At 64.3% G+C, this 22,678-nt stretch carries 22 protein-coding genes; 13 read left to right on the top strand and 9 right to left on the bottom strand.

What is annotated here, in order from left to right; all coding sequences use genetic code 11:
• Positions 1-38: 38 nt before the first annotated feature.
• The 7 genes from Q0L48_RS08710 to Q0L48_RS08680 all read left to right on the top strand — a co-directional run bounded on the left by Q0L48_RS08710 (position 39) and on the right by Q0L48_RS08680 (position 6,453).
• Positions 39-572, top strand: a complete 534-nt coding sequence (locus tag Q0L48_RS08710) for a DUF3617 domain-containing protein (protein ID WP_296719769.1) — start codon at positions 39-41, stop codon at positions 570-572.
• 72 nt (positions 573-644) lie between these two features.
• The gene (locus tag Q0L48_RS08705) at positions 645-1,466 is read left to right on the top strand and encodes an alpha/beta fold hydrolase (protein ID WP_296719766.1); all 822 of its coding nucleotides are present in this window, start codon (positions 645-647) and stop codon (positions 1,464-1,466) included.
• Between the two features lie 96 nt (positions 1,467-1,562).
• Positions 1,563-2,993 carry a circularly permuted type 2 ATP-grasp protein gene (locus tag Q0L48_RS08700; protein WP_296719763.1) on the top strand — a complete coding sequence of 477 codons (1,431 nt, stop codon included), beginning with the start codon at positions 1,563-1,565 and terminating at the stop codon, positions 2,991-2,993.
• A gap of 16 nt (positions 2,994-3,009) precedes the next feature.
• Positions 3,010-3,954, top strand: a complete 945-nt coding sequence (locus Q0L48_RS08695; protein ID WP_296719762.1) for an alpha-E domain-containing protein — start codon at positions 3,010-3,012, stop codon at positions 3,952-3,954.
• A 10-nt stretch (positions 3,955-3,964) separates the two neighbouring features.
• On the top strand, positions 3,965-4,855 hold the full coding sequence (locus tag Q0L48_RS08690; protein ID WP_367274034.1) for a transglutaminase domain-containing protein: 891 nt from the start codon (positions 3,965-3,967) through the stop codon (positions 4,853-4,855).
• An 88-nt stretch (positions 4,856-4,943) separates the two neighbouring features.
• Positions 4,944-5,690, top strand: coding sequence for a peptidase (locus Q0L48_RS08685; protein ID WP_296719760.1), 747 nt, complete (start codon positions 4,944-4,946; stop codon positions 5,688-5,690).
• Positions 5,691-5,856: 166 nt separating this feature from the next.
• Positions 5,857-6,453, top strand: a complete 597-nt coding sequence (locus Q0L48_RS08680; RefSeq protein ID WP_367274033.1) for a response regulator transcription factor — start codon at positions 5,857-5,859, stop codon at positions 6,451-6,453.
• A 162-nt stretch (positions 6,454-6,615) separates the two neighbouring features.
• Here the strand turns inward: Q0L48_RS08680 and Q0L48_RS08675 are convergent, their stop codons facing one another.
• From Q0L48_RS08675 to typA, 3 genes are all read right to left on the bottom strand, one after another.
• A complete protein-coding gene (locus Q0L48_RS08675) occupies positions 6,616-7,257 on the bottom strand; it encodes an extensin family protein (RefSeq protein ID WP_296719755.1) in 642 nt (213 codons plus the stop codon).
• A gap of 160 nt (positions 7,258-7,417) precedes the next feature.
• Entirely contained in the window at positions 7,418-8,902 is a 1,485-nt protein-coding gene (gene putP / locus Q0L48_RS08670; protein WP_296719752.1) for a sodium/proline symporter PutP, read from the bottom strand.
• Between the two features lie 171 nt (positions 8,903-9,073).
• Positions 9,074-10,912 (bottom strand): translational GTPase TypA, encoded by a 1,839-nt coding sequence (gene typA / locus Q0L48_RS08665; protein WP_296719750.1) that lies wholly within the window; start codon positions 10,910-10,912, stop codon positions 9,074-9,076.
• 419 nt (positions 10,913-11,331) lie between these two features.
• Between typA and Q0L48_RS08660 the strand changes: the two genes are divergently transcribed.
• Together Q0L48_RS08660 and Q0L48_RS08655 are read left to right on the top strand one after the other, a co-directional pair.
• Complete coding sequence (locus tag Q0L48_RS08660) at positions 11,332-13,932, top strand: TonB-dependent receptor (protein WP_296719747.1); 2,601 nt, start codon at positions 11,332-11,334, stop codon at positions 13,930-13,932.
• Between the two features lie 132 nt (positions 13,933-14,064).
• Positions 14,065-14,514: an RDD family protein gene (locus tag Q0L48_RS08655; RefSeq protein ID WP_296719745.1), complete on the top strand. Its 450-nt coding sequence runs from the start codon at positions 14,065-14,067 to the stop codon at positions 14,512-14,514.
• Between the two features lie 27 nt (positions 14,515-14,541).
• Here Q0L48_RS08655 and Q0L48_RS08650 read toward each other — a convergent pair whose 3' ends face one another.
• Together Q0L48_RS08650 and Q0L48_RS08645 are read right to left on the bottom strand one after the other, a co-directional pair.
• Entirely contained in the window at positions 14,542-17,067 is a 2,526-nt protein-coding gene (locus Q0L48_RS08650; RefSeq protein WP_296719742.1) for an FtsX-like permease family protein, read from the bottom strand.
• Entirely contained in the window at positions 17,064-17,777 is a 714-nt protein-coding gene (locus tag Q0L48_RS08645; RefSeq protein ID WP_296719740.1) for an ABC transporter ATP-binding protein, read from the bottom strand. Before Q0L48_RS08645 ends, Q0L48_RS08650 begins: the two co-directional genes overlap by 4 nt.
• Positions 17,778-17,836: 59 nt before the next feature.
• Here Q0L48_RS08645 and Q0L48_RS08640 point away from each other — a divergent pair, with 59 nt between their 5' ends.
• Positions 17,837-18,571 (top strand): arylesterase, encoded by a 735-nt coding sequence (locus Q0L48_RS08640; RefSeq protein ID WP_296719737.1) that lies wholly within the window; start codon positions 17,837-17,839, stop codon positions 18,569-18,571.
• Here the strand turns inward: Q0L48_RS08640 and recF are convergent.
• Positions 18,568-19,656 carry a DNA replication/repair protein RecF gene (gene recF / locus Q0L48_RS08635; protein WP_296720339.1) on the bottom strand — a complete coding sequence of 363 codons (1,089 nt, stop codon included), beginning with the start codon at positions 19,654-19,656 and terminating at the stop codon, positions 18,568-18,570. The two genes, Q0L48_RS08640 and recF, sit on opposite strands and share 4 nt — an antisense overlap.
• Positions 19,657-19,896: 240 nt before the next feature.
• Between recF and Q0L48_RS08630 the strand changes: the two genes are divergently transcribed.
• The 3 genes from Q0L48_RS08630 to Q0L48_RS08620 are packed head-to-tail and all read left to right on the top strand — an operon-like array spanning position 19,897 to position 20,416.
• Positions 19,897-20,010: an enoyl-CoA hydratase gene (locus Q0L48_RS08630; RefSeq protein ID WP_296719735.1), complete on the top strand. Its 114-nt coding sequence runs from the start codon at positions 19,897-19,899 to the stop codon at positions 20,008-20,010.
• A 44-nt stretch (positions 20,011-20,054) separates the two neighbouring features.
• A complete protein-coding gene (locus Q0L48_RS08625) occupies positions 20,055-20,168 on the top strand; it encodes an enoyl-CoA hydratase (protein WP_296719733.1) in 114 nt (37 codons plus the stop codon).
• A 32-nt stretch (positions 20,169-20,200) separates the two neighbouring features.
• Positions 20,201-20,416 (top strand): PspC domain-containing protein, encoded by a 216-nt coding sequence (locus tag Q0L48_RS08620; RefSeq protein ID WP_296719730.1) that lies wholly within the window; start codon positions 20,201-20,203, stop codon positions 20,414-20,416.
• A 90-nt stretch (positions 20,417-20,506) separates the two neighbouring features.
• Here Q0L48_RS08620 and Q0L48_RS08615 read toward each other — a convergent pair whose 3' ends face one another.
• From Q0L48_RS08615 to Q0L48_RS08605, 3 genes are all read right to left on the bottom strand, one after another.
• Positions 20,507-21,298, bottom strand: coding sequence for an SDR family oxidoreductase (locus Q0L48_RS08615; RefSeq protein WP_296719727.1), 792 nt, complete (start codon positions 21,296-21,298; stop codon positions 20,507-20,509).
• Between the two features lie 3 nt (positions 21,299-21,301).
• Positions 21,302-21,823 (bottom strand): NUDIX hydrolase, encoded by a 522-nt coding sequence (locus tag Q0L48_RS08610; RefSeq protein ID WP_296720336.1) that lies wholly within the window; start codon positions 21,821-21,823, stop codon positions 21,302-21,304.
• Positions 21,824-21,938: 115 nt separating this feature from the next.
• Positions 21,939-22,613: a hypothetical protein gene (locus Q0L48_RS08605; protein ID WP_296719724.1), complete on the bottom strand. Its 675-nt coding sequence runs from the start codon at positions 22,611-22,613 to the stop codon at positions 21,939-21,941.
• Between the last annotated feature and the right edge of the window lie 65 nt (positions 22,614-22,678).

Below are 22,678 nucleotides of genomic sequence, written 5' to 3'. Positions count from 1 at the left end.
GCCGACCTGTTTCCACACTCGCACCAAGGAGTGAATCAATGCGTTATCTGATGGCACCGGCTCTGGCAGCCCTGGCTCTTGCGTCCTGCGGAGGAGAAACTTCGGCCGATGCCGATGGTGACGGCGCTGTGAGCGCAGGCGAGGTCGCCAGCAAGGTCGAGGCAGAAGGCATCGCGCCCGAACCCGGCCAGTACAAGGCCACCATCACCATGACCGGAATGGATATTCCCGGAATGCCTGCAGGCATGGAAGGACACGGCGCGGGCGCCACCACCACCACCGAATATTGCCTGACCGAAGAAGATGTGGCCGAGGGCTTCGAGGAAATGATGAAGCGCGGCCAGAACGGCGAATGCGCTTACGAAAGCTTCGAACTCGCGGGTGGTAATATGGACGCGGTAATGGTGTGCAAGACCCCCGATGGCGATGCGCGCATGACCATGAACGGCACCGCTACCCCCACCAGTTCCGATTTCACTGCGACAATGGCTTTGAACGTGCCGGACGTGGGCGAGGGTACCATGAGCTTCGCCGCAAAGCATGAACGCATCGGCGATTGTCCCGCCCAGTAAGGCTGCGCTGCGGGTGAGGGCGGGTGTTACATTTCATGGAACATTCAGCTACAAGCGTGTTACAGCATACAAATGCCATCGCTTCGCTTCGCCCCCGATTTTCCGCGCTTTTCCCGCCAGTTCACCGCTGCCGGGCAAGGCGCGCGGGCAGCGTTGGGGCAAAGCGAGTTCGGCCGCCGCGTCGCTTTAGCGCGCGAAGTCTGTCCTGAGGAACACGAGGCGGGCAAGCCGCGACTGGTGCGGATGCTGGCCGAGGCGGCGGTGCTGCTCGAACCGGTGCGTCGCCGTCGTCGCAAAATCGATATCGCGATCACCGCCAATCCGCAGATGGCGATGCTGCTGCCCGGCTTTGCCACCCATCCGGTGCGGATGCGCTATCTGGCGCAGCAGCTCGAAATCGCCGGCCATCGCACCAAGCGTTGGGGGCTGGGCTTCAACTGGGGGCCGGACGAGGAGCGCTTCACGCAGTTGGAGGCGCGGCTGGTCGATCTCCACGTGTGCCACGGCAAGCCGGTGGTGCTGATCGGCTGGAGCCTGGGCGGGCTGTTCGCCCGCGAACTGGCCAAGCGTCAGCCGCAAGCGGTCGCCAAGGTCATCACCATGGGTTCGCCGTTCTCGGGATCGCCGCGGGCCAATAACGTCTGGCGCGCCTACCAGTTCATCACCGGCCACAGTGTCGATGCCCCGCCGATCGACGCCGACCTTGCGGCGAAACCCCCGGTTGAGACGGTCGCCATGTGGAGCGCCAATGACGGCGCTATCGCACCGCGTTGCGCAGCCGGGCGTCCGGGCGAGCGGGACCGTGCGGTGGCGGTGCGCTGCACCCACATGGGCTTCACTTACGAACCGCAGGTCATCACGACCTTGCTGGACGAACTCGAAGCGACCCGCTGAAGCGGTTCGCCGGGTTGCTACGCGCAGCTAGCCCTTTCTTTTTGTAAAAGGTCCGTTAGGTTGCTGCATTGCACCTAAAAGGTCCTGTGGGGGTTGATGATCGCGGACGACGGCAATTTCGATGAGATGTTTGATGGCAGCGGGCAGACCCGGCCGGCCTATGCGGAGTATTGTCGCTGGTACGACGAACAGCCCGCCGAATTCCTGCGCCGCAAGAACAGCGAAGCCGATGACAGTTTCCGCCGCACCGGGATCACCTTCAACGTCTATGGCGAGGATGCAGCCGAAGAACGCCTGATCCCGTTCGATATGGTGCCGCGCATTATCACCGCCGGCGAATGGCGGCGCCTGTCGCGCGGGATCGAACAACGGGTGCGCGCGCTCAATTCGTTCCTCTACGATCTGTATCACCGGCAGGAGATCGTGCGCGCAGGCCGCCTTCCTGCGCGGCTGCTGCAATCCAATGACGCGTGGCTGGCCAACATGGTCGGCTTCACGCCGCCGGGCGGGATTTACACCCATATCGTCGGCATCGATCTGGTCCGCACCGGGCCGGATGAATTCTTCGTGCTGGAAGATAATGCGCGCACGCCTTCGGGTGTCTCCTACATGCTGGAGAACCGCGAAACGATGATGGGGATGTTCCCCGATCTGTTCAGCCGCATCGCGGTGGAGAGCGTGTCCAACTACCCGCGCCGCCTCGCCCGCAGCCTTGCCGCCTGTGTCCCGCCTGCCTTTACCGGCGGCAAGCCGACGGTGGCGGTGCTGACTCCCGGCATCTTTAATTCCGCCTATTTCGAACACGCCTTTCTGGCCGACCAGATGGGCGCCGAACTGGTCGAGGGCAGCGATCTGCGCGTGGTCGAAGGCCGGGTGCAGATGCGCACCACGCGCGGGTACAAGCCGATCGACGTGCTGTATCGCCGGGTAGACGACGACTATCTCGATCCGCTGAGCTTCAATCCGGACAGTATGCTGGGCGTCCCCGGCATCATGGATGTGTACCGATCGGGCGGGATCACGATCGCCAATGCGCCGGGAACGGGGGTGGCCGATGACAAGGCGATCTATTCGTTCATGCCCGACATCGTCGAATTCTATACCGGCGAAAAGCCGCTGCTGCCCAATGTCCAGACCTGGCGCTGCGCCGACAAGGACAGCCTGGCCTACGTGCTCGACAATCTTGCCGAACTGGTGGTGAAAGAGGTGCACGGATCGGGCGGATACGGGATGCTGATCGGGCCGACATCGTCCAAGCGCGAGATCGCCGCGTTCCGCGAAAAACTGATCGCCAAGCCGGATAACTACATCGCCCAGCCCACGCTCGCGCTGTCGACCTGCCCGATCTACACCCGTGCCGGGCTGGCGCCGCGCCACCTCGACCTGCGCCCCTTCGTGCTCGTCTCGCCCGAGGGGATCGACATCACTCCCGGCGGCCTCACGCGGGTGGCGCTGAAAAAGGGTTCGCTGGTGGTCAATTCCTCGCAAGGGGGCGGCACCAAGGATACCTGGGTGCTGAAGGACTGATGGCCGGGGAACGCTCATGCTAGGCCGCACCGCCAACGGATTGTTCTGGATGTTCCGCTATCTCGAGCGGGCCGAGAATACCGCGCGCCTGCTCGATGCGGCGCTGCGGATGGCGCTGACGCGCGATCTTGCGACTGCCGAGGCGGAATGGCGCTCGGTCATCGCGACGCTGGGTCTACAGCGCGCCTACGACGCTGCGCATGACGGGTATGATGCGCAGTCGGTCTGGAACTTCGTGCTGCGCGATCCGTCGAACCCCGGCAATGTCCGGGCGATGTTCGGCGCGGTTCGCAGCAATGCGCGCACCGCCCGCACCAACATCTCCAGCGATGTATGGGAAGCGGTCAACGACAACTGGATGAAGATAGATGCAATGCTCTCCCGCCCCGTCGGCCAGACGGCGGTGGGCGAAGTGCTGGGCGCGATCCGGCGGGCGGGCACGCAGGTTCACGGTGCATTCGACGGCTCGATGCTGCGCGACGACGGCTACCATTTCAGCCGTGCGGGCACCTTCATCGAACGCGCCGACAGCACCGCGCGCATTCTCGACATGAAGTATTTCCTGCTGCTGCCGTCGCTGTCCTATGTCGGGTCGAGCCTCGATACCGGGCAGTGGGAGCAGGTGCTGCGCTCGGTCGCGGGCGCGCGGGTCTATAGCTGGCTCAACGCCGGCAAGATCGAGGCGCGCGGGATCGTCGAATTCCTGGTGCTCGACGACCGCTTCCCGCGCAGTCTGGCGTTTTGCCGCAATGCGCTGCGCGATTGCCTTGCCGCGCTCGCGCGCAACCACGGGGTCGAGGGCAGCTGCCACGCGCTGATGCGCGATGCCGATACCCGCATCAGCCATCTGACGGTCGAACAGATCTTCGAGGCCGGGCTGCACGAATTCCTCATCGATTTCCTCGCCCGCGACGCCGCAATTGCCCGCGCGATTGCCGAAGATTACCGGTTCCACGCATGAGGACGCTTGCATGAGCACGATGAGACTGGCGATCCGGCACACCACCCACTACGCCTTTTCCGAGCCGGTGACGCACGCGCTGCAGCGGCTGCGGCTGACGCCCAAGGAAACGCAGGGCCAGCGGATCATCGAATGGCAGATGCGGTTCGAGAACGCCCATGCCGAGCTCGAATATGACGACCAGCATTTCAACCACGTCACGCTGATCGGGCTGGAACAGGGCGCGCGCGAGGTGACGGTGATCTGCGAAGGGGTGGTGGAGACCGAAGACAATGCCGGGGTGATCGGCCGCCATTCGGGCCACCTGCCGTTGTGGAGCTTTCTGCGCCAGACCCCGCTCACCCGCCCGGGGCCGAAGCTGCGCGCGTTGCTGCGCGAGGTTCAGGGGCCGTCCGATCAGGCGCCGCTCGATTTTCTCCACGCGCTGTCGGGCCTGATCCGCGAACGGGTCGCCTATGAAACAGGCCGCACCCATTCTGCCACCACTGCCGAGGAATCGATCGGCCTATGCGCAGGCGTGTGTCAGGATCACGCGCATATCTTCATCGGCGCGGCGCGGGCGAGCGGGATTCCGGCGCGCTATGTCAGCGGCTATCTGATGATGGATGATCGCATCGATCAGGAAGCCACTCACGCCTGGGCCGAAGCCCATGTCGAAGGGCTGGGCTGGGTCGGCTTCGATGTGTCGAACGGGATCTGTCCCGATCCGCGCTATGTCCGGGTCGCCACCGGTAGCGATTACCGCGATGCCGCGCCGGTAACCGGTATCAGCTTCGGCGGCACCGAGGAAAAGCTCAGGGTCGATGTCGCGGTGGAGTCCCAACCGGCCACGCAGACTCAGTCGCAGTCGCAGTCGCAGTCACAATCGCAGTCGCAGTCTCAGAACCAGACGACGCAATAAGCCCAAACAGGTCACACGCGGCTTTGCGCGTTGCCTGCGATTGGGCTAGGGCGGCGCTCCTGTTGCAGCGGCCCGGAGAGAATTCGACATGACCTATTGCGTTGGCATGGTGCTGGAACAAGGCCTGGTGCTGATGAGCGACACCCGCACCAATTCGGGCGTCGACAACATCTCCACCTTCCGCAAGCTGTTCCACTGGACGGTGCCGGGCGAACGCATGATCGCGGTGATGACTGCAGGCAATCTTGCCACCACGCAGGCGGTGATCAGCCAGCTGGACGAGCGCACCAAGGCGCCGAGCGAGCGCGACAACGCCCTGCTGAAGGGGCCGACCATGTTCCAAGTCGTGACCGAAATCGGCCGCCTGCTGCGCGCCACGATCGAGGATGCGCAGCGCACCAATGGCGACAGCGGCAAGGGGCGCTTTACCGCCACGATGATCGTGGCCGGGCAGATCGCCGGAATGCAGCCGCGCCTATTCATGATCTATCCCGAAGGCAATTTCATCGAAGCCAGCTGGGACACCCCGTTCTTCCAGATCGGCGAAACCAAGTATGGCCGCCCGATCCTGATCCGCGGTTACGAACCCGACATGAGCTTCGAGGATGCGGTCAAGCTGCTGATGGTCAGTTTCGATTCCACTCTGAAGGCGAACCTGTCGGTCGGGCTGCCGCTTGATCTGCTGGTGATCGGCAAGGATGATTTTGCCCCCACCCACGAATACCGCATTTCCGCCGACGACCCGTATTTTACTGCGATTTCATCGGGCTGGGGCGATGAGCTGCGCACGGCGTTTCAATCGCTGCCGTCCTATAGTTTTGACGGTAAAAGCTGAGTCGCGAACATAATCAAGGTTCGTTTCGGACGAAAAAAAGCCATGCACCTCAAGGGCTTGACTAACCTGGGATAGGATGTTCCGTCCAGATTGGCGGCGCTACTGCGTGAATTGCCTAAGGGTTTGGCGCAGTCATCATCGCATGACACGTAAACCAACCCTCCATATGATCGACTCCTGCAGCCGCCAGCGCGCCGATTTGGCGCGGGTCGGCTTCGCCTTGGGCCACCATTGCGAAGTCTATGGCGATCTGTCGGAGCTGTCGGCTCACCCGCCGCGCGAAGGTATCATCATCGCTCGCGATACGGCGGAAGAAGGCGGGGTTGGGATGATCCTCGAACGGCTCGGCCGGCTCGGCATCTGGCTACCGCTGATCGCGGTCGAGGTGCAGCCGCGCCCGAACCGGATTGTCGAAGCGATCAAATCAGGCGCGCTCGATTACCTCGCCCTGCCGCTCGATCCGGAACGCTTCACCCGCTGCCTTTCCCGTATCGGCAAGGAGGCCGAAGAATTCGGCGCCGCCCGCCGCCGCATGATCGAGGCGCGCGACCGCATCTCCACGCTGTCGACACGCGAACGCGAAGTGCTGGACTGGCTGGCGGAGGGCAGCAGCAACAAGGCCATCGCGCGCGAGCTCGAAATCAGCCCGCGCACGGTAGAAATTCACCGCGCCAACATGATGAACAAACTGGGCGCACGCCACGCCGCCGAAGCTGTCCGGCTTCAGCTTGAGGCGAAGCTCGAACCGAAATTGCGGGCCTGAAGCGCTCGCCTATTGCCTCCCGGTGAGCGCCGGGAGGCAGCCAAGGTCAACGGGCCAGTACCCCCGGGCGGCCTCGGCGCTGCTGGTTCAGCTATGCTGACCGGCCGCGTCGGGGCCGCCAAACCTTTTGGGCGGTAGCAGTGGGCGGCGGCACCAATGGCTCTAACGGCAGAACCGCGCGCCGGTGCCTTCGAGATGGAAGTGATCTTCGTGCGCTGCGTTGTATTCCGGGCCGAGCACCGTGCCGAACCGCTTGCACGCGCTGTTGTGCACCACCCGCAGGAATTCGCGCGTGGCCGCGTCGCCGCCGTTCCAGTCACGCCGCAGCACGATCCGGCGACCATCTTCGAGCACGAAACCCGACACATCGATCGCCTCTGCGCGGGCATGGGCGGAGCGCCGCCCGCTGCCTGCGACATTGCGGCAGGCATAGGAACCCATCGTCTCGATCCGGGCAATCGGGCTGCCGAGCAGTTGGCGCGCGGCGCGGTCGACCCCGAAACGCGCCCATTCATTGAACGCCTTGGCCGTGTCGCAGCGGACTGGACCGATATTGCTGACACCGAAGGTCGAACGGTCGCCCGCCAGCGCGGATAATTGCACCGTGCCCAGCTTGTTGCACCCCGGCGCGGCATAGGCATCGGGCAGCGGCTGGAACCGCGCACCGGCCGCGCCAAGATCGGCAAGGCAGGTTTGATCGGCGGGGCTGGCGGCATAGCTTTGCGGGGCCGATGCGACACGGGTCGCGGGGCGCGCCTGCGTGTTCGCCGTTCCGGGTGCAGCGCCGCTGCTTCCGCCTGGCACCAGGGAGCCGCAGCCCGCCAGCGCAAGCGCGCCGGCGACCAGCAGAATTGCGCGAATATGTGCCGTTCGCCTGATCACGCGGCCATATTGCACGAATATGGTTAACGCTGCAAAAACGAAGCGGATCGGGCGACCCTTGTCCGGAACCTTTAAGCAGAGGTTACGCCGTCAGCGGCCGTTTCTGCGTCGCCTTGCTCACCACGATGATCGCCAGCATCGCCGCAGCAAAGCCCGGTACGATCTCGTAAAGGCCGGGGCCGCCCAGAAACGTCTGGTTCCAGCCCAGTGCGATCCACGCGGCGACCACGCCCGCGCCGGTCACCAGTCCTGCGACAGCGCCCGTGCCGGTCATGCCGTAACCCTCTTCCCCGTGCCACAACAGCGCCAGCAGGATCAGCGGGCCGAAAGCGGCGCCGAACCCGGCCCACGCGTTGGCGACAAGGCCCAGCACTTCGCTGTTCGGGTCGCTTGCCAGCACGATCGCGGCCACCGCCACCAGCGCCACCGCGACCCGGCTGACATTGACCGCCTCGCGTTCGGACGCATTGCGGCGCAGGAACAGGCGGTAGAAATCCTCCGTCAGCGACGAGGATGACACCAGCAGCTGCGATGAAATGGTGCTCATGATCGCAGCCAGCAGCGCGGCATAAAGGAAGCCGGTCACCGCCGGATGGAACAGCAATTGCGCCAGCACGATGAAGATCGTTTCCGGATCGTCGATCACCAGCCCGTTGCGCTCGACATAGGCGCGCCCCGCGATGCCGAGGCCGATAGAACCAACCAACGCAATGCCCATCCAGCCCATGCCGAAGGCGGCGGCGCGCGGCACGTTCTTGACCTTGTCGATCGCCATGAAGCGCACGATGATGTGCGGCTGCCCGAAATAGCCCAGCCCCCAGGTAACCGCGCTGATGAAGCCGATTGCGGTCAGCCCCTGAGTCAGGTTCAGGAACCCCTCTACTGGCACCTCCTGCAAGCTGCCGCCCGCAGAGCCTCCGGGGCCGAACATTACCACCAGCGGCATGATGATCAGCGCGAACATCATGATCAGCCCCTGCACGAAATCGGTCAGGCTGACGGCCAGAAACCCGCCGATCATGGTGTAGGCCAGCACGATCCCGGCGGTGATGAGGATGCCGAGCATGTAATCGCTGAACATCGTGTTCGGCAGGATGCCTGCGAACGCTGTCTCGAACAGCTTGCCGCCGCCCACCAGCCCGGCGGCGGTGTAGACGGTGAAGAACACCACGATGATAATCGCCGAAGTCACCCGCAGCGCCGTGCCGCGTTCGGGAAAGCGGTTGGCGAGGAATTGCGGGATGGTCAGCGCATTGCCGATCCGCTCGGTCTGTTCGCGCAGGCGCGGGGCTACGATGACCCAATTGGCGAGCGCGCCAAGGAACAGCCCGATGCCGATCCACGCCTCCACCAGCCCGGCGGCGTACAGCGCGCCCGGCAGGCCCAGCAGCAGCCAGCCCGACATATCCGAAGCCCCGGCCGAAAGCGCTGCGACCGAAGGCGGCAGGTTGCGCCCGGCGAGCAGATAGCCTTCGGAATCTCCGGTCGATTTGCGCCAGGCATAAAGCCCGATGGCGAGCATCAGGACGAAATAGGCGGCGAGGCTTGCAAGTGTGGCGCTGTTCATGGCGCAGGCGTTAACAAGCCCACTCGTGCTTGACCACAGCCGAGCCGTAATTCGCAAGGATTTCCTCTGATCGCAGCGGATCAGCTAAGACTGTGTCTCTGCTGCGACGGCCTATGGAAGATCGTGTCGCGGGGCAGGCCGGCGCGTGTCGGCGCCGGCCCGGATCCGGCCTCAATCGCCTTTCTTGCGGCGCAACTTCTTGCGCTCGTTCGGGTCGAGTTCGGCCTTGCGCAGGCGTATCGATTGCGGGGTCACTTCGACCATTTCGTCATTGTCGATATAGGCGATCGACTGTTCCAGCGTCATCCGGCGCGGCGGGGTGAGGCGGATTGCATCATCCTTGCCGCTGGAACGCACGTTGGAAAGCTGTTTGGCCTTCATCGGGTTGACTTCGAGATCGTCGGGCTTGGCGTTTTCACCGATCACCATGCCGGCATAGACTTTCATCTGCGCGCCGATGAACAATTCGCCGCGTTCTTCCAGCATGTTGAGCGCATAGGCATTGGCATCACCATCGCCATTCGAAATCAGCACGCCGTTGTTGCGGCCTTCGATCGGGCCTTTGTAGGCATCATATTTTTCGAACAGACGGTTCATGATCCCGGTGCCGCGCGTGTCGGACAGGAATTCACCGTGATAGCCGATCAGCCCGCGTGACGGGGCGGAGAAGGTGATGCGGGTCTTGCCGACGCCCGAGGGGCGCATTTCGGTAAGGTCGGCCTTGCGGCGCTGCATCTTCTCCACGACGGTGCCCGAATGTTCGTCATCCACGTCGATCACGACGGTTTCGAACGGCTCCATGCGCTTGCCGTCTTCCTCGCGGAACAGCACGCGCGGGCGGCTGATGCCGAGTTCGAAGCCTTCGCGGCGCATCGTTTCGATCAGCACGCCCAGCTGCAATTCGCCGCGCCCGGCGACTTCGAAGGCGTCCTTGTCCTCGGATTCGGTCACGCGGATGGCGACGTTGGTCTCCGCCTCGCGCAGCAGGCGGTCGCGGATCATGCGGCTGGTGACCTTGGTGCCTTCGCGCCCGGCGAGCGGGCTGTCGTTGACGGCAAAGCGCATCGCCAGCGTCGGCGGGTCGATCGGCTGGGCGGCGATCGGCTCGCTTACCGAAGGATCGCAGATGGTGTTGGCGACGGTCGCTTTTTCAAGACCGGCAAGGGCGATGATGTCACCCGCCTTGGCGCTTTCGACCGGGACGCGTTCGAGCCCGTCGAAGCTCATCAGCTTGGTCGCGCGGCCGACTTCGATGACCTTCCCGTCCATGTCGATCGCGTGGATCGGGTCATTGACCTTGATCGTGCCCGACTGCACCCGGCCGGTGATGACGCGACCCATGAAATTGTCACGGTCGAGCAGCGTGGCGAGGAAGCTGAACTTCGCGGTTGCATCCAGACCGGGCGAGGGGACGTGCTCGACGATCTTGGCGAACAGCGGGGCAAGGCTGCCTTCGCGCCGGTCCTGATCTTCGCTGGCATAGCCATCGCGGCCCGAAGCATAGAGCACCGGGAATTCGAGCTGGTCGTCATCGGCATCCAGGCTGACGAACAGATCGAACACTTCGTCCAGCACTTCCTGCGGGCGGCTGTCGGAGCGGTCGATCTTGTTGACGACGACAATCGGACGCAGGCCCAGCGCCAGCGCCTTGCCGGTAACGAACTTGGTCTGCGGCATCGCGCCCTCGGCGCTGTCGACCAGCAGGATCACCCCGTCGACCATGCTGAGGATGCGTTCCACCTCGGCGCCGAAGTCGGCGTGGCCGGGGGTGTCGACGATATTGATGCGCGTGGTCTCACCGCCACCTTCGGGTGTCCATTCGACGCTGGTGCACTTGGCAAGGATGGTGATCCCGCGTTCCTTTTCGAGATCGCCCGAATCCATCGCGCGCTCCTCGATCCGCTGATTCTCGCGGTAGGTGCCGGATTGGCGGAACAACTGGTCGACCAAAGTGGTCTTGCCGTGGTCGACGTGGGCGATAATCGCGATATTTCTCAGCGAGGAGGACATTTTTCGTATTTTCCACTCTGCGACCCGGGCGCAGCCGCTCCGGGAAGGTCAAAAGCATGGCGCACGGGCCAGGGGCGCGGGGTTAGGCCGGGTTTGTGGCGGGTTGGCGACAGGCCGCGACGCTACGGCAAACGTGCCGCGGGCGTGCTGCTTGTTGCGTTGCAACATCGCCGCGCCGCCTAGCGCAAGAGCGCCAGCGGAGCAAGCTTTGGGGTGGTGACAATGCTTTGCAGGGGGCTTGCGACTGTTGCAAGTGCGCCACACAGGACCGTTTTGCCCCGGAAAAGCGCGGGCTTTGCGCTTGTCGCAACACCGCCGCTCGCTTATCAGTCCGGCCAACGACCACGGGAGAGAGCGCATCGGAAGATGACGTGCCGACAATCGGCACCGGGGTTGGGGATTTAAGGAGAGGAGCTTCCATGCATTCGACCTTCACCGGCCTTGCCGGCGCACACCGATTCACCCTGCTTGCAAGTGCCGCTGCGTTTGTCATCACGACCCCGGCGGTTGCGATGGCGCAGGATCAGGAGCCTGAGCTTGAGGCTCCGGAAAGCAGCAATCAGATCATCGTCACCGCGTCCAAGCGCGAACAGACGCTGCAGGAAACCCCGATTTCGGTATCGGTGACCAGCGGCGAAGTGATCGAGCAGGCGCAGATCCGCGACGTGCTCGACCTGCAGACCCTCACGCCTTCGCTGCGTGTCAGCCAGTTGCAGACATCGTCTGCCTCGACCTTCATCATCCGCGGCTTCGGCAACGGCGACAACAACTTCGGCGTCGAGCCTTCGGTCGGTGTCTTCATCGACGGCGTGTTCCGCTCGCGCTCTGCCGGTGCACTGGGCGACCTCAACAACATCCAGCGCATCGAAGTGCTGAACGGCCCGCAATCGACTCTGTTCGGCAAGAACGCGAGCGCAGGCGTGATCTCAATCATCACGCGTGAACCGCAGTTCGAATTCGGCGGCAGTGTCGAGGCGTCCTACGGCAATTTCAACAACATCTTCGTGCGCGGCGATGTGACCGGCCCGATCACCGACAACATCGCGTTCTCGCTCGACGGCACCTATCAGAACCGTGATGGCACCTCCGAAATCGTCAACCTCGGCGTCGATCAGAACGATCGCAACCGCTGGTCGACGCGCGGGCAGTTGCTGATCGAGCCCACGGCCGATTTCCGCATCCGCGCAATTGCCGATTTTTCGCGCATCGATGAAATCTGCTGTCAGGTTGGCACCGTCGTCGCCGGCCCGACCGCGCCCGCGCTCAATCTGCTCGGCGGCCAGCTGCAGGGCTTCGATAATTTCTTTGATCGCACCGCCAACCTCAACACCGTCCCGGTCAACGAAGTCGACAATTACGGCGGCTCGATCCAGATGGATTACAGCACCGGACCGCTTAGCTTCACGTCGATCACCGCCTATCGCGAACTGGACAACTTCTTCCGTTCGGACATCGATTACAGCGGCGCCGACATCGCGATCGAGCAGCGCGATCAGGGTGTGAAGACCTTCACGCAGGAATTGCGCATTGCTTCGGACTTCGATGGTCCGATCAACTTCCTGCTCGGCGGCTTCTACTTCGACGAGAAGATCACTCAGGAAAGCCAGATCGAGAACGGGGACCAGATCCGCGACTTCTTCGAAATTCTGGCGGGCGGCAACCCGGCCGATGTCTTGTCGGGCGCACCAAGCGTCTTCAACGGTGTCGAGGCCGCACTTGGCCTGCCGCAGGAGAGCATTTTCCTGACCCCGCTGCTGACCAATGAAAACTTCCAGATGGATAACACCGCCTGGTCGGTCTTCGGCACGGTCGATTTCGAACCGTTCGATGGTCTGACCCTGACCGGTGGCTTCAACTACACCGATGACAAGAAGGACTTCGCGCTCAGCCAGAACAGCTTCGATCCGCTGGGCCAGGTCAATCTTGTGGATGCGTTCATCACCCGGTTCCTGACCGGCGGTGCGGTGACGACCCGGGACCAGTTCCTTGCTTTGCCGCAGGCCCAGCAGGATGCGCTTGCCGCAGCCGCGCTGAACCCGGCAGTGAACCCGTTCCTGGGCTTGGCACCGTTCCAGTTCCAGCCACCGTTCCTTGCCATTCCCAACGCAGTCGAAGATGGCCGGACGCGGGATGACAAGTTCACTTACCTGCTGCGCGCCGCGTATCAGGTCTCGAACGAAGTCAACGCCTACTTCAGCTATGCCACCGGCTTCAAGGCAAGCTCGGTCAACCTTTCGCGCGACAGCCGTCCGCTGGGCACCGACTTTGTGGCTGGTCCGGGTAACTCGACCTTCCTTGCCCCCAACTCGCCGATCATCGGTGCGGGTATTGCAACGCCGAACCTCGTTTCCGGCACACGCTTTGCCGGGCCGGAGGAGGCCGAGGTCTATGAGATCGGCATCAAGGGGCAGTGGCCGGGCATCGGCTTCAACCTCGCCGTGTTCGATCAGACGATCCAGGGCTTCCAGAGCTTCGCCTTCACCGGCACCGGCTTTGCCCTGCGCAATGCGGGCGAGCAGTCGGTCAAGGGCTTCGAATTTGACGCGACGATCCAGCCGACCGATGGTCTGGTGTTCACCTTCGCGATGACCCATCTCGATCCGTTGTTCGACAGCTTCACCGGCTCGGTGGTCGGCGATCTGTCGGGGCAGCGTCCGGCGGGCATTCCGGCATGGGCCATCTCCACTTCGGCGACCTACACGCACGAATGGGACAGCGGCACCAAGCTGATCACCCGTCTCGATTACAACCACGAAAGCAACACCGACATCAACAATGGTTTGCCGACCTTCAACGCGGCGCTCGGCAATACCGAGATCTTCCGCCGCGAGGTGAACCTTGTGAACGGTGCGGTCACGCTAGCGCTCAACAGCGGCATCGAGGTCGGGGTGTGGGGTCGTAACCTGCTCGACGACGAATACATCCTCACCGTCTTCGACGGCGTTGCGCAGTCCGGTACGGTTTCGGGTTATCCAAACCAGCCGCGCACTTACGGCGGTCTCGTTCGCTTCCGTTTCTGATCGGATAGCTATATCCAAGTAAAAAAGGCCCCGCGCAGTCGATGCGCGGGGCCTTTTTGTTTGCTTTGACCGCACGATTGTGATGCTTTGCGAAGGCGCTGCAAGGGCGCGCACTAATGGGGCTCACACAGCATGAATTACGCTGGTTTCTGGATTCGCGTCGTCGCCTACATCATCGATATCATTCCCCTGGCCATTATCGGCTTTATTCTGGCGATGATATCGGGCGATCCCTTGATCGATGCCGATCCGGACGCGGCGGTTGCGGGTTTCAGCGATTTGGCCGGACTGATTATCGGCATTGCCTATTTTGTCGGCTTTGAAAGCTCGGCCTATCAAGCCACGCCGGGCAAGATGGCTCTCGGGCTGATCGTGACCGATCTTGATGGACGCCGGATTTCGCCGCTGCGTGCGCTGGGTCGCTATTTCGCAAAGATCCTGTCGGGCCTGATCCTGTTGATCGGCTTCATCATGGTTGCCTTTACCGATCGCAAGCAGGGCCTGCACGACTTTCTCGCCAGCACGCTGGTGGTGAAGGGTAAGCCGGGCGAAGTCGGCTACGATCCCGACGTGTTCGCCTGATCGCGCACCGCGCGGGCGCTCGCGGGCCTAAAGCTCGCGCAGCGCCCGCGCCGGTTTTGCCCTGAGCAGCGGCAGCGAACCGGCCAGCGCGAAGGCCAGCACCAGCGCCACGCCGAGGCCCAGCACGCCGAGCACCTGCCCCCAATCGGGCAGCCAGTCGAATTCGAACAGCTGGGTAATCACCACCCACGCCAGCGCCGATCCGAGGCCCAGCGCCACCAGCGCCAACAGGCCCGCGATCAGCCCGTATTCCGCCAGTTGCAGCAGCAGGATTTGCCGCCTGCTTGCGCCCAGTACCCGCAGCATCACCGTGTCATAGGTGCGCGCCGCCCGTGCAGCGGCAATCGCCCCCATCAGCACGGCGAGCCCGGCCAGCACGGTCACAGCGGCAGCGGCAAGCGTGGCGAGGCTCACCTGTTCGAGCAGCTTGCGCGCTTCGACCAGGATCCCGCCAATTTCGATCACCGAGCTTGATGGCAGTTCCCTGACGAGCCCTCTCAGCAAGGCACCGCGCGCGGCGGGATCGGCGCCTTCGGGCAGGTCGATAGTGGCGGCCAGATTGTGCGGCGCGTCGCTGATCGCATTGCGGCTGAACACCAGCGTGAAGTTGAACCCCAGGCTCTCCCAGTCGATTTCGCGCAGGTTGGCGATGCGCGCGGTGCGCTCCACGCCGAGGATGCCGACGGTGAGATAATCCCCGACCTCCAGGCCTGTCGCGCGGGCCAGTTCGGCATCGACCGACACCAGTGGCTCGCCATTATGCAGCGGGCTCCACCACTCGCCTGCGACCACCCGGTTGCCCGGCGGCAGGCGGTCGGCATAGGTCAGCCCGCGCTCGCCGCGCAGCGCCCATGCGCCTTCGGGGATTTCCTCCAGATCGGCCACGCGAGTCATCGCGTCTTTCGGCCCATAGGCCAGCACCGCGCCGCGCATGGTCGGCACGGAACGGATAGCGGCCTCGGGGAAATCCGTTTGGATGAGTTCGAAGAAGCGGGACTCCTTGTCGCGCGGCACGTCGAGCACGAAGTAATCGGGCGCTTCCTGTGGCACGCGCTGCTGGATATTGCCGTCGATCGCGCTCTGCACGGCAGCGAGCAGGACGAAGGCGGCCAGCCCGAAGCCCAGCGCCGTCACCAGCGCGCCGGTGGGTGCGCCGGGGCGGTGGAGGTTGGCAAGTGCGCTGCGCAGCAACGGATTGGCCGGACGCGGCAATCGGCCTGCAAGCCGCTGGATTGCCCAGCCAAGGCTCGCCAGTAGTGCCAGCGCAGCCCCTGCGCCCAGCAGGAAACCGCCCGACAGCAGCGGCTGATCGGTGGTGATCAGCGCCAATGCGCAGATCGCCGCCAGGCCGATTGCGGTGGCGATCAGAGCGCGCTTGTCCCGCGCCAATGGCACCACGCCCGACCGCATCAGCGCCATCGCGGGGAAGGTGCGCGCGCGCAGCAGCGGCGCTGCGGCAAAGGCGAAAGCGACCAGCAGGCCGTAACTCGCCGCCAGCAGCAGGGCAGGCGGGGCCATAATGAACCCGGTTTCAACCGGCAGCAGCCCCGCGAGCGCGGCGGCGAGCAGCGGTGTCACCAGCACGCCTGCGGTCAACCCCGCGATGCTCCCCACCAGCGCCGCCACGCCGATCTGCAGCGCATAGATGCGCACGATATCGGACGATGTCGCGCCCAGCACCTTCAATGTTGCAATGCTGGTCCGGCGCTGATCGAGATAGGAGGACACGCCGCCCGCAATCCCGATCCCGGCGATCACCAGCGCGGCAAGCCCCACCAGCGTAAGGAAATCGCTCATCTGCCGCACGAAACGGTCAGCCCCGGGCGAAGCGCGGTCGCGGGTGCGGATGTCGAAACCGGCATCGGGGAAGGCTTCGCTCAGCGCCTCCTCCGCCGCCTCGGGATCGCGGGCGGGATCGGCAAAGGCGACCCGGTGCTTGCTCTGGTAAAGCGCGCCGGGTTGCAGCAATCCGGCCTTGGCCGCGATATCTTCGGCAACGATCACCGTCGGGCCGAGCTGGAAACCTTCGGACAGGCGATCCGGTTCGTCCGCGATGATGCCTGCTGCGGTAAGGGTCACGGTGCCGACGGTGAAACTGTCGCCGACGGCAATCCCCAGCCGCTCTATCGCACCTTGCGCGATCCATGCGTCGGTTCCGGAGGGCGCAGCCACTTCGCGCCCGTCAGACAGCACCAGCGTGCCGAACATCGGCCACTTGGCGTCCACCGCCTTCAGCTCGATCGGCGCGGCGGCATCGGGCGTGCTGGCCATCGCCTGCAGGCGGAAGCCGCCCGAAACTTCGCCATATTCCTCAAGCGCGGCCATTTCCTCTGCCGAAAGATCGCGCTGCCACACCTCGACCTCGAGATCGCCGCCGAGCAGTTCCTGCCCGCTCGACGCCAGTTCGCGCTCGATTGCCGAGGTCAGCGTGCCGATCGCCGCCAGCGCCGCAGTGCCGAGGAAGATGCACACCAGCAGCAGCCGTAGCCCCTTGAACCGCGCATTGAGATCGCGGCGGGCGATGGTCCAGGCGGTGCCCCAGGTAAGATTCATGCCGCGCCCGATGCGACCGTCGCCGGCGCGGTGTCGGAAACGATCACTCCGTCGGCCATGGTCAGCACCCGTTCGCAGCGCGCGGCAAGGCTTGCATCATGGGTGATGATCAGCAGCGTCGCCCCCGTCTCGGCGCGGCGGGCGAACAGCAAGTCGATGATTTCCGCGCCGGTCGCCGCATCGAGATTGCCGGTCGGCTCGTCGGCGAAGATCAGTTCCGGGCGCGGCGCAGTGGCGCGCGCGATGGCAACGCGCTGTTGTTCGCCGCCCGAAAGCTGGGTGGGATAATGTCCGGTGCGATGGCCGAGGCCCACCGATTCCAGCTCGGCAATCGCGCGCTGCCGGGCGTTCTCCATGCTCGCCAGTTCCATCGGGGTCGCGACGTTTTCCGCCGCCGTCATGGTGGGAAGCAGGTGGAAGGCCTGCAGCACAATCCCGATCCGGCCCCGGCGCGCGGCGGCAAGTCCATCTTCCGAAAGCCCGGCAAAGTCCGCGCCTCCCACCATCACGCTGCCGCCGCTGGCGCGCTCCAGCCCGGATAGCACCGCCATCAACGAGCTTTTGCCCGAACCGGACGGGCCGAGCAGCGCCACCACCTCGCCGCTGGCAATGTCGAGATCGATACCCCGCAGGATCGTGACCGGTGCAGCATTGCTGCCCAGCGTCAGGGTGAGATTACGGGCGGAGATTGCAAGAGAGGGACTTGTCACAGGGTTCCGATGGCATAGGTGGGTGGTCACAACAAGATACAGGCATGGAAGGTTCGCGGATGCACAGGCGCGTTTGGTCGAAAATCGGGACATTCGGGGCAGCTTTGGCGCTGGCGGCGCTGGCTGGCTGCGATGATGCCGCTGACGATGCAACGGTGCCGCCTGCTTCGGGGGCGGCGCTGGGTTCTGGTGAAGGCCCGCCGCCGATCCCGGTGATGGGGCCGGAACGCACCATTATCGCCTTCGGCGACAGCCTGTTTGCAGGTTACAATCTCGATCCGCGCGATTCCTATCCGGAAAAGCTGGAAAACGCGCTGCGGGCGAAAGGCATCAATGCCGAAATCGTCAATGCCGGGGTGTCGGGCGATACCACTGCGGCCGGGCTGCAACGGCTGGAATTCACATTGGCCGCGATGGAGCAGCCCCCGGCCTTGTTTATCCTGGAATTGGGCGGCAATGATCTGCTGCGCGGACTTTCGCCGGAGGAAACCAAGGCGAACCTCGGCAAGATGCTGACGATCCTGCAGCGTGAAGGCGTTCCGGTGCTGCTGATGGGGATGCGCAGTCCCCCCAATTACGGGCCGGAATTTCAGGCGCAGTTCGATGCGCTGTACCGTGATCTTGCTCGGGAGTACGGCGCAGACCTGATCCCGTTCTGGCTGGAAGAGATCTACCAGCAGCCCGAACTGTTCCAGTCCGATCGCATCCACCCCACGGCCGAGGGTATCGAGCGGTTGGTCGCGGCGACCCTGGACGATGTTGAAGGCGCGTTGCCAGCGCCGGACGCGGGTTAAAGCCGCTCCACGCTTCCGCCGCTGACCCGCCAGATCGCCGCTTCGCTGCGGATCGCCTCGAACGGGGCGAGTTCGGTGCCGGTCATCCACACCTGCGCAAGCCCTTCGCGCAAGCGTCGGAACAACTCGGTGCGGCGCACGGGATCGAGATGGGCCGCGACTTCATCGAGCAGCAACACGCTGGGGCGACCGGCGGATGCAAGAACGCCGTGGGCCAGCGTGATCGCGATCAGCATCGCCTTCTGCTCGCCGGTCGAGCACGATGCAGCGGGCTGGCGGGTGCTGGCCATCACCACTTCGAGTTCATCGCGTTGCGGCCCGGTCAGCGCGCGGCCTGCAGCCCGGTCGCGCGGGCGATTGCGGGCGAGTTCGGCGCGCAGGGCCACCTCGTCGACCGGGCCGCCGGGGCGGTAGGTGAGGGCAGGGCGGGCGAAGGGTTCCGGCGGCAGTGCGGATAATTCATCGACCAGTCGCGCCACCAGCTCGGCGCGGGTGGCGCTGACTTGTGTGCCATGCTCGGCGGCCTGCGCCTCCACCGCATCCAGCCAGCGGCCATCGCCGCCGTTCTCCAGCAGGCGTCCGCGTTCGCGTAAGGCTGCTTCCAGCGCGTTGACCTTGCGCGCGTGATCGGGCGCAATCGCCAGCGCCATGCGATCGACAAAGCGCCGCCGCGCCCCCGCGCTATCGGTGAACAATCCGTCCATAGCCGGGGTCAGCCATGACATCGCCAGCCATTCCGCCAAACTCGCCGCGCTGGCGGGCGCGCTGTTGACCCGCACCAATCGCCGCCCCGGCTGCCCGGCCTCGGTATAGGTGCCGAGCCGGGCGGAAACCGTCCCCTGTTCGGTCAGGCTCGCGCCGATGGCGAAAGGCAGGGGGGCATCGCCCGGCGCCGCTTTGCGCGCCAGTTCGGCAAGATTGGCGCGCCGCAACCCGCGCCCCGGCCCGAGCAGCGAGAGCGCCTCCAGCAGGTTGGTCTTGCCCGCCCCGTTCTCGCCCACCAGCAGGTTGAAATGCGCGGTCTCGCCCAGCGTGGTCGCGGCGTGATTGCGGAAGTTTTCGACGCTGATCCTGCTCAGACCCATGGTGCCTGCGCGGGTAGCGGGAGGGCGGGACAATGGCCAGTCCAGAGTGCTGTAAATCGCCAATCCCAACCCTTGGGAAATTTTCCCAAGCTTTCGCCAAGGTGAACGGCGCGTAGCCCGGCAGAAAGTATCGAAACCGCAGAATTCCGCTGTTTTCCGAGTTTGGCACACCTCCTGCAATACACTTTGCATCCCCGGGATGAGCCCGCGGGACAGCAAAAAACCCAAGGAGACTTCACAATGTTCGCCATTTCTTCCCCGGATCGCCTGTTCGCCGCCGCTTTCTCGGTCGTCATCTCGGCTGCCTTCTTTGCCTATGCGATCATCCCCGCCAGCCCCGGCCTCATCGCCTGAGCCTGCTTCGACAACCCCGACTTATCCAAAGGAACCAATTGACCATGTTCGGCCCCGAAACCAACGCCCGCCTCGCTTCTGCCGCCTTCGCCGTGATCCTGACCGTGGCAAGCTTCGCCTATACGATCATCCCTGCCAGCCCCGGCATGATCGCCTGATCGCCCGACCCGCAACAGGAGTTTTTCGACCAATGACCAATGTAACCCGCAATCCCGATGGCAAGCCGCCCCGCGCTGGCTTCCGCCTCGACAAGACCAACGCCAAGGTGTTCGGCGTCTGCGCCGGGATTGGCGATTATTTCGGCATCGACACGATGCTGGTGCGGATCGGCTTTGTCGCTGCGACCCTGCTCGGCTTCGGCGCTCCGGTTCTGATCTACCTTGCGATCGCGCTGATCGCGGATTGAGTGCAGCGACTGACAAGCGGTTCCCGGTTTTCGGGCCGCTGCACCTGATCGAAGACAACCGGGAAGGGGCCACATCGGCCCCTTCTTTTTTCACATCGCGCTGATGCCGCCGTCCAGCTTCAGTTCCGCCCCGGTCATGAAGCGGCTTTCGTCGCTGGCGAGATACAGCACCGCATTGGCGATGTCGTTGGGCTCGCCCACGAATTTGAGCGGGATCTGCCGCGCCAGCTTTTCCAGCAGCACACCCTTTTCGAGCGACGCCGCCTTGGCCGTCCCGTCCAGGATCGGCGTATCGACGAAAGTCGGGTGCACCGAATTGCAGCGGATGTTCATGTTCTTCTTCGCGCAGTGCAGCGCAATCGACTTCGACAGCATCCACACCGCCGCCTTTGACGAGTTGTAGGCGGGCATCGTATCGCTGGCGATCAGCCCTGCGATGCTGGAGATGTTGATGATCGACCCCGGCGCGTGTTCGCGCATCAGCGGCAGCGCTTTCTGGCAGCCGTGGAAGATCGAATTGACGTTGATGTCGAAACAGCGCTGCCAATCGGCGAAATCGCAGGTTTCGATGTTGCCCGCGACCCCGATCCCGGCATTGTTGACCAGCACATTCAGCCCGCCGAGGTGTTCGCGCGCGGCATCGACCGCGGCTTCCCATTGCGCGGGGTCGGTCACGTCATGCGCGATACCGAAGGCGGTGCCAGCGCCGATCTCGGCATTGATGATGTCTGCGGTTTCCTGCGCGCCTGCACCGTTGATGTCGGTCGCCAGCACTCGCGCGCCTTCCTGCGCCAGCCGGATGCAATGCGCGCGGCCCAGACCTTGTGCGCCGCCTGTGACCAATGCGAGCTTGCCCGCGACTCGTCCCGCCCGTTCTACCATGTCTCAATCCTCTCCCAAGTAATCCGGTGTAAGCAACATCGCGATGCGCACGTCGACCGCGTGGCCGGCGCGCCGCCACTCCGCCACGAAGCGCGACAGATCGCGCAGCGCAACCCGGTGGACGGTGATATTCTCGCTTTCAGTGCCGCCCCCTTCGCCGACGCGCTCCAGATCGCGCGCGCGCAGCAAGGTGAAGGCTTCGGACACCATGCCGGGGGATGAGTAGAATTCGCCCAGCACGTCCAGCCGCCCGGCGCGGTAGCCGGTTTCCTCTTCCAGCTCGCGCGCGGCGGCGGCGGCGGCATCCTCGCCCTCGCTGCCTTCGTCGTCGCCGATCAGGCCGGCGGGAATCTCAAGGCTGAAGCGCCCCAGCGGGACGCGATACTGGCTGACGAGCAGCACGTGGCGGGTGCCATCCGGATCATCGTCCAGCGCAATGATCGCCGCCGCCCGGATGCCGCGCGCGCGTCCGACATATTCCCACCGGCCGCGGGTCTTGGCGGTGATGAAGCGGCCTTCCCACATGACCTGTTCGGGAAGGTCGGCGTCTTTGTCTTTTTGCAAGGGAAGCTCCGTCGGGCAGGCAATATCGCATCCTTCGAGACAGGCTCTGCAGCGCCGGGTCAAGGGGGAAGGGCGCCTAAACCTCGATCAGCCGGTCGGGCAGCTCGTTCTCGTCATCCTCGCCGCGCGGGAAATGCTGGGCCAGCACGAAGCCGACATCGCGGATGCCCACGGCCAGCCCTTCAGCGATGGCGCCGTTCCGGATTTCGCCGAGCATGTCGCCCATCGCCTCGCCCCAGACCTCGGCCGGAACCTTGCTTGCGATACTTTCGTCCGCGACGATTTCCGCGCGGTGTTCGCGCATCGACAGATAGATCATCACGCCGGTATGGCCGGTGGTACGGCGTTCTGCCCCCACCTTGAACTGCCGCACCGCCTGATCGTGGACGCGCGCGGTTTTGGCCGGGCCGGGGATGAGCGCGAATTTGAGCGGCTCCCACTGCTGCACCAGCAGTACCAGCAGGAAGGTGACAAGGCCCAGTCCGATTACCATGCTGGCAAGTTCGCCGGTCGTCCATTCATGGCCCCAGCCGCCGATCATGCTGTCCCACAATTGCAGGAACGGCCGCGGTAGGGCTGCGAATACGCTCATTACCGTGAACGCGGCCGCCGTGGCCCACAGCAGCGCGACGTCGGTATAGCCGTCGGAGCGGTCGGCCAGCACGGTCACGATCTCGCCCGAGGTCGCGCTTTCGGCTTCGGTCACCGCTTCGGCGACGAGCCTGCGTCCGGCATCATCGAGATACGCCATGATCTACCATCCCCCCGAGGCGCCGCCGCCCCCGAACGAGCCACCGCCTGTCTCTTATACACATC

It is taken from the genome of Erythrobacter sp., assembly GCF_024305245.1.
Lineage (GTDB): Bacteria > Pseudomonadota > Alphaproteobacteria > Sphingomonadales > Sphingomonadaceae > Erythrobacter.
The sequence above is the reverse complement of the archived record's forward strand: the minus strand, read 5'-3'. Positions and strand labels throughout refer to the sequence as shown.